The organism is Actinokineospora sp. (assembly GCF_050699995.1).
Lineage (GTDB): Bacteria > Actinomycetota > Actinomycetes > Mycobacteriales > Pseudonocardiaceae > Actinokineospora.
Genome location: NZ_JBOHGC010000141.1, coordinates 1 through 7,245, shown reverse-complemented (window position 1 = coordinate 7,245; position 7,245 = coordinate 1). Strand labels below are relative to the sequence as shown.

The 7,245-nt window shown below is 68.9% G+C and carries 8 protein-coding genes and 1 pseudogene; 6 read left to right on the top strand and 3 right to left on the bottom strand.

Annotation, left to right across the window (positions count from 1 at the left end; translation table 11 throughout):
• Both ACRDSQ_RS08270 and idi read right to left on the bottom strand, forming a co-directional pair.
• Positions 1-595, bottom strand: a pseudogene (locus ACRDSQ_RS08270) (glycosyltransferase); the annotation flags it as partial.
• 58 nt (positions 596-653) lie between these two features.
• Positions 654-1,235: an isopentenyl-diphosphate Delta-isomerase gene (gene idi / locus ACRDSQ_RS08265; protein WP_431420161.1), complete on the bottom strand. Its 582-nt coding sequence runs from the start codon at positions 1,233-1,235 to the stop codon at positions 654-656.
• Positions 1,236-1,279: 44 nt separating this feature from the next.
• On the opposite strand from idi, the gene ACRDSQ_RS08260 reads away from it, so the two are divergent.
• The 3 genes from ACRDSQ_RS08260 to ACRDSQ_RS08250 are packed head-to-tail and all read left to right on the top strand — an operon-like array spanning position 1,280 to position 2,892.
• Positions 1,280-2,212: a phosphotransferase family protein gene (locus tag ACRDSQ_RS08260; protein ID WP_431420159.1), complete on the top strand. Its 933-nt coding sequence runs from the start codon at positions 1,280-1,282 to the stop codon at positions 2,210-2,212.
• A 51-nt stretch (positions 2,213-2,263) separates the two neighbouring features.
• Positions 2,264-2,530, top strand: a complete 267-nt coding sequence (locus tag ACRDSQ_RS08255; protein WP_431420157.1) for a type II toxin-antitoxin system RelE/ParE family toxin — start codon at positions 2,264-2,266, stop codon at positions 2,528-2,530.
• Positions 2,530-2,892, top strand: coding sequence for a helix-turn-helix domain-containing protein (locus ACRDSQ_RS08250; protein ID WP_431420156.1), 363 nt, complete (start codon positions 2,530-2,532; stop codon positions 2,890-2,892). Before ACRDSQ_RS08255 ends, ACRDSQ_RS08250 begins: the two co-directional genes overlap by 1 nt.
• Positions 2,893-2,952: 60 nt before the next feature.
• Here ACRDSQ_RS08250 and ACRDSQ_RS08245 read toward each other — a convergent pair whose 3' ends face one another.
• A complete protein-coding gene (locus ACRDSQ_RS08245; protein WP_431420155.1) occupies positions 2,953-4,533 on the bottom strand; it encodes a S8 family serine peptidase in 1,581 nt (526 codons plus the stop codon).
• Between the two features lie 374 nt (positions 4,534-4,907).
• On the opposite strand from ACRDSQ_RS08245, the gene ACRDSQ_RS08240 reads away from it, so the two are divergent.
• From ACRDSQ_RS08240 to ACRDSQ_RS08230, 3 genes are all read left to right on the top strand, one after another.
• Positions 4,908-6,272: a glutamine synthetase family protein gene (locus ACRDSQ_RS08240; RefSeq protein ID WP_431420153.1), complete on the top strand. Its 1,365-nt coding sequence runs from the start codon at positions 4,908-4,910 to the stop codon at positions 6,270-6,272.
• Positions 6,253-6,981, top strand: a complete 729-nt coding sequence (locus ACRDSQ_RS08235) for a gamma-glutamyl-gamma-aminobutyrate hydrolase family protein (protein WP_431420150.1) — start codon at positions 6,253-6,255, stop codon at positions 6,979-6,981. Before ACRDSQ_RS08240 ends, ACRDSQ_RS08235 begins: the two co-directional genes overlap by 20 nt.
• On the top strand, positions 6,978-7,245 hold a 268-nt coding region (locus ACRDSQ_RS08230), incomplete at its 3' end, for an aldehyde dehydrogenase family protein (RefSeq protein WP_431420148.1). The genes ACRDSQ_RS08235 and ACRDSQ_RS08230, both read left to right, overlap by 4 nt.

The window sequence follows — 7,245 nt, the reverse complement described above, 5'->3', positions numbered from 1 at the left end:
AGGCCACGGGGCGCAGCGGGATCCGCTTGGGAAAGCTGAGGAACTCCTTGTCCTGCAAGGAGGGCGGATAGATGTCCAGGTACGGGTCGGGGAACGGCCCGGCCGGGTCGTAGTCGACCCCGAGTTCGGCGGCCACCTCGGCGTTCTTGGTGAGGAAGCTGGGGAACGTGTTCCCCAGGGCGCCGCGGCCGAAGGCGTGGCAGAGCACGGGAATGCCCGCGGCCTTGGCGGCGAGCCCGGCACCAGGACTGCCCGCTTCGTAGACCACCAGGTCCGGCTTCTCCCGGTCGAGGACGGGACGCAGGTCGGCGGCGATGCCGCGGGCCAGCACCGAGATGAAGACGGTGCTCACCATCTCGCCCATCGCCTCGACGTCGCCGAAGTCGGGCGGCGAGCCCTGGGTGACCTGGTTGAAGGCGTCGGTGATCGTGGTGCCGACGTCGACGACGTCGAAACCGAGCGAGATCAGGACCGGGTGGAAGGAAGCGTCGGTCGCGTAGGTGACGCGGTGGCCGTGCTCCTTGGCCGCGATCGCCAACGGGAGCACGGGATAGGTGTGGCCATGGCTGGGCAGGCTGGAGAACAAGACATGCACTGCACCGACAGTACGTGCGCCGACTCGGGTTTCGCCGGCATTTTTCCAACCGCCCCGATTACCGGACGGCGATCGGCAGTTCATCGGTGTCGCCGACCGGCCACGCCAGCGGGTCGGGTCCGAGCCGGGTCAGCTCGCTGATCTGCAGCACGCTCCACGGCGAGACTGCCCGCGTCCCGGCGAGCACGGACTCGCTGAACTCCGCCCACGACACCCAGTCCGCGGCGTCGACCTCCTCCGGGTTGGGCACGGGGTCGGTGGTGACGACGACCCGGAACACCGGGCACATCTCGTTCTCCACCATGCCGTTGCCCATCACCGCGCGGTAGCGGAACCGGGGCAGGATCAGATCGGGGTGGTGCGGCCCGGCGAGCCCGAGTTCGTCCTCCAGCCTGCGCGCCACACTGCGGGCGATCGGCTCGTCGGGGCCGGGGTGGCCGCAGCAGGAGTTCGTCCAGACACCGGGCCAGGTCTTCTTGTGCGACGCCCGCTGGGTGATCAGGAACCGCCCGTCGGGGTCGAAGACGTAGCTGGAGAACGCCAGGTGCAGCGGCGTGTTCGCGTGGTGCACCTCGGCTTTGGCGGCGGTGCCGATTCCTTGGCCGGTCTCGTCCAGCAGCAGTACCTGCTCCGTGATCACGGTATTACCTTGCCTGCCGGGGTGGCACCAGGCAACCTGGCCGCATGCTTGGCCTAGGGCCCCCGTGCCGCGTCGACCCGTTGTCCAGCAGTCCCGGATCGCAGGTCTGGGCCGTCGATCTCGCCGACCGGCGGGTGGTGGTGAAACAGCTGTTGGGAGCCGATGCCGACACACGTTTTCACCGCGAACTGGTCGCCTTGCGAGCGGCCGCGGCGGCGGGCCTGGCACCCGAGGTCCTCGACGCGGACGCTTCGGCGAACGTCACCGTGTTGGAGTACGTCGAGAGCACCGGCGTGTTCCCCGACCCGGTCACCTACGCCCGCACCCTCGCCCGGCTGCACGCCGTCACTCCGCCGCCGTCGCTGCCCGCCGCCGACCCGCCGGGGGAAGCGAACCTGGTCGCGTTCCTCCGCCTGTGCGCCGAAGTCGGCGTCCGCCCCCCGGCGTCGGCGGAACAAGCCTTGCGCTCCTTGCTCACCCGAGTCGCCACCGGCGGACCGTCCCTCCTCCACGGCGATCCGTGCCCGGGAAACCTGCTGGTCAGCCCGTCCGGCGTGCGCTTCATCGACTTCGAACAGGCGGGCCGCGGCGCGGGTCTGGCCGAACTGGCGTACCTCCGGATGGCGTTCCCGACGTGCGGGTACAGCACGGTCCTGGTGCCGGAGGTGATCGCCTCGGCGGAATCGGCCTACTTCGAGACCTGGCGGGAGCTCACGGGCACCGACGTCCCCGACTCCCTGCCCGACCACTGCGTCGCCTGGCTCCTCCGCGGCGACGCCCTTGTGCAACGCATCCAGCGCGATGTGCGCGACCAGTTCGCGCGGGTGTTGGTGGAGGACTGGAGCTGGGGGCCGATGACCGCCAGGGAACGACTCCTCCACCGGCTGCGGCTGGTGGTTGACTTGGACGTGCCGGACGTCAACCCCCTCTTCGCCGCGCTGGCGAACCGCCTCGAAACCCACTGGTCCACCACCTGATCTTGCCGACACCTGGTGATCGGAGTGATATAAGACTAAGGTTATGATGGTGTGGTGGTCGGATGGGACGTTGAGCTACACGACGAAGTTGCAAGCTGGTTCGAGCGGCTGTGCGAACTGGACCCAGAGAGTGCTGATCTCGTGGAGCAGGCAATCGACGTGCTTGCCCGCGAGGGGCCGCGCCTTGGTCGACCATTGGTGGGCCGAGTCAAAGGCCCGCGGTTTCACAACATGAAGGAACTGCGGCCGGCGTCGGCAGGCGCCAATACGCGGAGCATCCGACCGAGGTGCGGAACGCTGCAGGGAAGGACTAAGTGATGGCCCGTCCGTGGAAAGACGTCAAGGCTGACAAGGCTCAGCGCGATAGTGAGACTGGTCGCGACGTCGCGGCTGCCAGTGCTGAGGCACGCACCCGCACGCAGGCGTACGTCCTTGGATTTCGGCTCGCCCAGCTTCGCGCGGAGGTCGGGCTGTCTCAGGTCCAGATCGCTTCGGCCATGGGGATCAGCCAGCCTCGGGTGAGTCAACTCGAGAACGGCGACATCGGACAGATGGAGGTCGACACGCTCGCCCGGTACGTCATGGCGCTCGGCGGCAAGCTCAAACTGGTCGCCGACTTCGATGATCGTGACGTCACCGTGTCGGCGACCGAGATCGATCGGACCGCGGCCTTGGGCTGAGCGGCGAAACGCCACGCGGGCCACACTCGAATCGAGTGCGGCCCGCGACGCGTTTGCCACTTAGAGCGTCAGGCTCCAGGTGTCGATGTTGCCGGTGTCGTACCGGGCGACGTCCTGGACCTTCAGCTTCCAAGTGCCGTTGCGGGCCTCGGACGACAGGTTCACCGTGTAGCTCGCGATGACGTTGTCGGCCGAGTCGTTCGACGAGGACGCCTTCAGGCGGTAGGACGAGCCGTCCGGGGCCACCAGGTCGACGACCAGGTCGCCGCGCCAGGTGTGCTTGATGTTGACGTCGACCCTCGCCGTGGCCGAGGCGTTGCCCGTGCAGCCGGAGATGGTGATGTCACTGGTGACCGCGGCGCCCAGGTCCGGGATGGCGACGTCGGCGCCGTTGGTCTGGGTGGCGCAGCCGGTGGGCGGGGGAACGTCGCCGCCGCTGCCGACGAACAGCAGCTTGTTCGGCGACCCGGTGCCCGCGTTGGTCACCTTGCCGCTGCCGGCGTTGGCGATCAGCGCGTCGTGCACCTGCTTCGGGGTGGCCGTCGGGTTGGCCGCCAGGTACAGCGCCGCCGCGCCCGCGACGTGCGGGGACGCCATGGACGTGCCGCTCTTGGTGGAGCTGCCCGTGGTGCTTGAGTGCGACGCCGAGACGATGCTGTCGCCGGGGGCGAAGATGTCCGAGCAGGTGCCGTAGCTCGATGACCACGTGCTGTTGCTGACTCGGCCGTCGGTCTTGTTGCTCGCCATGACGTTGATCGTCTCGGACACCCGCTGCGGGCTGTACTGGCAACTGTCGTCGCCGAAGTTGCCTGCCGCGACGGCGTAGGTGATGCCCTTGGCGATCGAGTTCTTCACCGCGGTGTCGAGCACGGTGCTCGGCTCGTTCTTGGTGCCGGTGTAGAGGCTCATGTTGGCCACGGCCGGCAGCGCCGCGTTCGCGGTTACCCAGTCCACGCCCTTGGCCATGCCCGACACCGAACCGCCGCCCTGGCAGTTCAGCACGCGGACCGCCTTGAGCTTGACCTCCTTGGCCACCCCGAAGGTCTTGCCGCCCACGGTGCCCGCGACGTGCGTGCCGTGGCCCTGGCAGTCCTTGCCCGCCTGGCCGTCGGTGAACACGTCGGTGCCCAGGCTGGCCCGGCCGCCGAAGTCGGTGTGGTCGTAGTTGATGCCGGTGTCGATCACGTACGCGGTGACGTTGGACGCCCCGGTCGCGTACGAGTAGTTGCTGTTCAGCGGCAGGTCGCGCTGGTCGACCCGGTCCAGGCCCCACGACGGCGGGTTGGGCTGGTCGGTCAGCATCTGGATGGTGCGGTCCTGCTCGACCGACGCCACGGCCGGGTCGGCGGCGAGCTTGCGGGCCTGCGCGGCGGACATGGTCACCGAGAAGCCGCGCAGCGCGGACTCGTAGGTGAAGCCGACCTTGCCGCCGTACTTGCGGCCAAGGCTGTCCGCCGACGCCGCGACGCCGCGGGACTGTCCGTCCTTGAGCATGACGATGTAGCTGTCCTGGATGGCGTTCGCGGAGTTCTCGTTCAGGATCTGGGCTTCCGCCGCCGTGGCCGGGACGGCCAGGGCAAGGGTGGCGCCGACAGTGGCCGCGGCCGCCGAGACGGCGACCGCCACCCTGGTTCGGGACATGCGCATACGACTGACTCCTCTGCAGGGTCGCCTGAGGCTCCAGCCCTCGATGGAGAACCCTCAGGCAAGGGTTAAGGAGAACCCGGCCAGTCTTGTTCGCGATCACCGCGGTTCACAACGGTTAACCACCTGCGGGTTTTGAACAGTTCATTCACACTTCGAGTTCATTTCCCACTGCTGCTCGCGCTCCGCAAAGGCTCGAAGTCGGTCCTTTGGCGAGCGCGGAAAGGTGGTATGGGGCACGCTGAGGAGGCAGCGCACGTTCGGTTGATGTTCCCCGATCGGTGGTTGCGGGCCGGAGTTGGCGCTGCGAGCATGCGTGGGGTCGGAGTTTCAATGGGGACCCAGTCAGACCTTTGCGGAGGGGCTTGGCCATGCGCGACACCGAAGGCCTGCTGTCTGTGGCCCGCCTGCGTGAACTCGTCGAGTCGGGCGAGATCGACACGGTGCTGGTCGCGATGACGGACATGCAGGGCAGGTTGCAGGGCAAGCGCTGCTCGGCGCGGTACTTCCTCAACGAGGTCCTCCACCACGCGACCGAGGCGTGCAACTACCTGCTGGCGGTGGATGTCGAGATGAACACCGTCGACGGCTACCGGATGTCCTCATGGGAGACCGGCTACGGCGACTTCGTGCTCCGGCCCGCCCTGGCCACGCTCCGGGTGCTGCCATGGCATCCGGGCACCGCCTTGGTCCTGGCCGACGTCGAACGGGTCGAGGGCGGCCCGGTCGCGGTCTCGCCCCGGCAGGTTCTGCGCGGGCAACTCGCCCGGCTCGCAGACCTCGGTCTCGCTGCCTTCGTCGGCACCGAACTGGAGTTCCTGGTCTTCGACGACACCTACGAAGACGCGTGGAACAAGGGATATCGGGGCCTGAGCCCGGCCAATCAGTACAATGTGGACTATTCGCTGCTGGGCACCGGCCGGGTCGAGCAGCTGCTGCGCGAGATCCGCAACGCCATGTCCGGCGCGGGAATGTACGTCGAGTCGGCGAAAGGCGAGTGCAATCCCGGACAGCACGAGATCGCCTTCCGCTACGCCGACGCGCTGACCACCTGCGACAACCACGGCATCTACAAGACGGGTGCGAAGGAAATCGCCGCGCGTCAAGGCAAAAGCCTCACGTTCATGGCGAAGTACAACGAGCGCGAAGGCAACTCCTGCCACATCCACCTGAGCCTGCGCTCCACCGACGGCGGCGCGGTCTTCCCTGGTGACGGCCAACACGGGTTCTCGCCGCTGATGGAGCGCTTCCTCGCGGGCCAGCTCGCCTGTCTGCGCGAGCTGACGTACCTCCTCGCGCCGAACATCAACTCCTACAAGCGGTTCGCGCCGGGCTCGTTCGCGCCGACGGCGATCGCGTGGGGCGGCGACAACCGCACGTGCGCCCTGCGGGTGGTCGGCCACGGCGAGTCGCTGCGGTTCGAGAACCGGGTGCCGGGCGGCGACGTCAACCCGTACCTCGCGGTCGCGGCGATGATCGCGGCCGGGCTGCACGGCATCGACAGCGAGCTGCCGCTGGAGCCCGCCCTCACCGGCAACGCCTACGCCTCCGGCAGGCCCACCGTGCCCACGACGCTGCGGGAAGCCGCCGAGGTGCTGGCGAACAGCAAGGCCGCCCGGCTCGCCTTCGGCGACGACGTGGTCGAGCACTACCTCAACGCGGCCAAGGTGGAACTGACCGCCTATGACGCCGCGGTGACCGACTGGGAGAAAGTCCGTGCCTTCGAACGCCTTTAGCGCCAGCCCGGTCATCGGCCTCACCACCTACCGTGAGCGGGCCCGGTTCGGCGTGTGGGACACCGACTCCGCCGTCCTGCACAGCGACTACCTGAACTCGACCGCGGCCGCGGGCGGTGTGCCTGTGCTGCTGCCACCCGTGGGTGGCGCGCCCGAGCTGGCCGGGCTCGTCGACGGCTTGGTCCTCACCGGCGGGGCCGACATCGATCCGGGACGCTACGGCGCGCCGCCGCACCACACCACCGTGTTCAGGCCGGACCGTGACGCGTTCGAGTTCGCCCTGCTCTACGCCGCGCTCGCCGCCGGCGTGCCCGTTCTCGGTGTCTGCCGGGGCATGCAGGTGCTCGCCGTCGCGCTCGGTGGCACGCTGACCCAGCACCTGCCGGAGGTGACCGGCTTGGCCGACCACCAGCCCGCGACCGCGACCTTCGGCAAGTGCGAGGTCCAGTTCGCCGAGGGCAGCCGCGCCGCCGACATCCTCGGCGCGCACACGACGGCGCACTGCTACCACCACCAGGCGGTCGCCACGCTCGGCCCGGAGTTGCGTGCGGTGGGCTGGGCCGACGACGGCACGGTCGAGGCCGTCGAGCGACCCGGCGATCAGTTCGTCCTCGGTGTGCAGTGGCACCCCGAGCAGCAATCCGATGATGTGCGGCTCTTCGCGGCTCTGGTCGCCGCCGCCCGCCGCTACCGCGAGGAGAGGGCATGACAGCCACGTTCGACGTGATCAACCCGGCCACCGAGCAGGTCGTCGACTCGGTCCGTCTGGTCGGCGTCGACGAGACCGACGCCGCGATCGGCCGCGCTCACGCGGCGTTCCCGGCGTGGCGGGCCGTCGCACCGGGGGACCGGGCGCGGCTGCTGCGCCGGTTCGCCGACGCCGTGGAGGCCGACCTGGAGAACCTCGCCCGGTTGGAGGTCTTGAACGCCGGGCACACGATCGGCAACGCGCGGTGGGAGGCGGGCAACGTCC

Bases quoted from the DNA above. Each gene is read 5' to 3' on its own strand.
- ACRDSQ_RS08240 (WP_431420153.1), top strand. From the start codon at position 4,908: ATGCGCGACACCGAAGGCCTGCTGTCTGTGGCCCGCCTGCGTGAACTC.
- ACRDSQ_RS08260 (WP_431420159.1), top strand. From the start codon at position 1,280: ATGCTTGGCCTAGGGCCCCCGTGCCGCGTCGACCCGTTGTCCAGCAGT.
- ACRDSQ_RS08245 (WP_431420155.1), bottom strand. From the start codon at position 4,533: ATGTCCCGAACCAGGGTGGCGGTCGCCGTCTCGGCGGCCGCGGCCACT.
- ACRDSQ_RS08250 (WP_431420156.1), top strand. From the start codon at position 2,530: ATGGCCCGTCCGTGGAAAGACGTCAAGGCTGACAAGGCTCAGCGCGAT.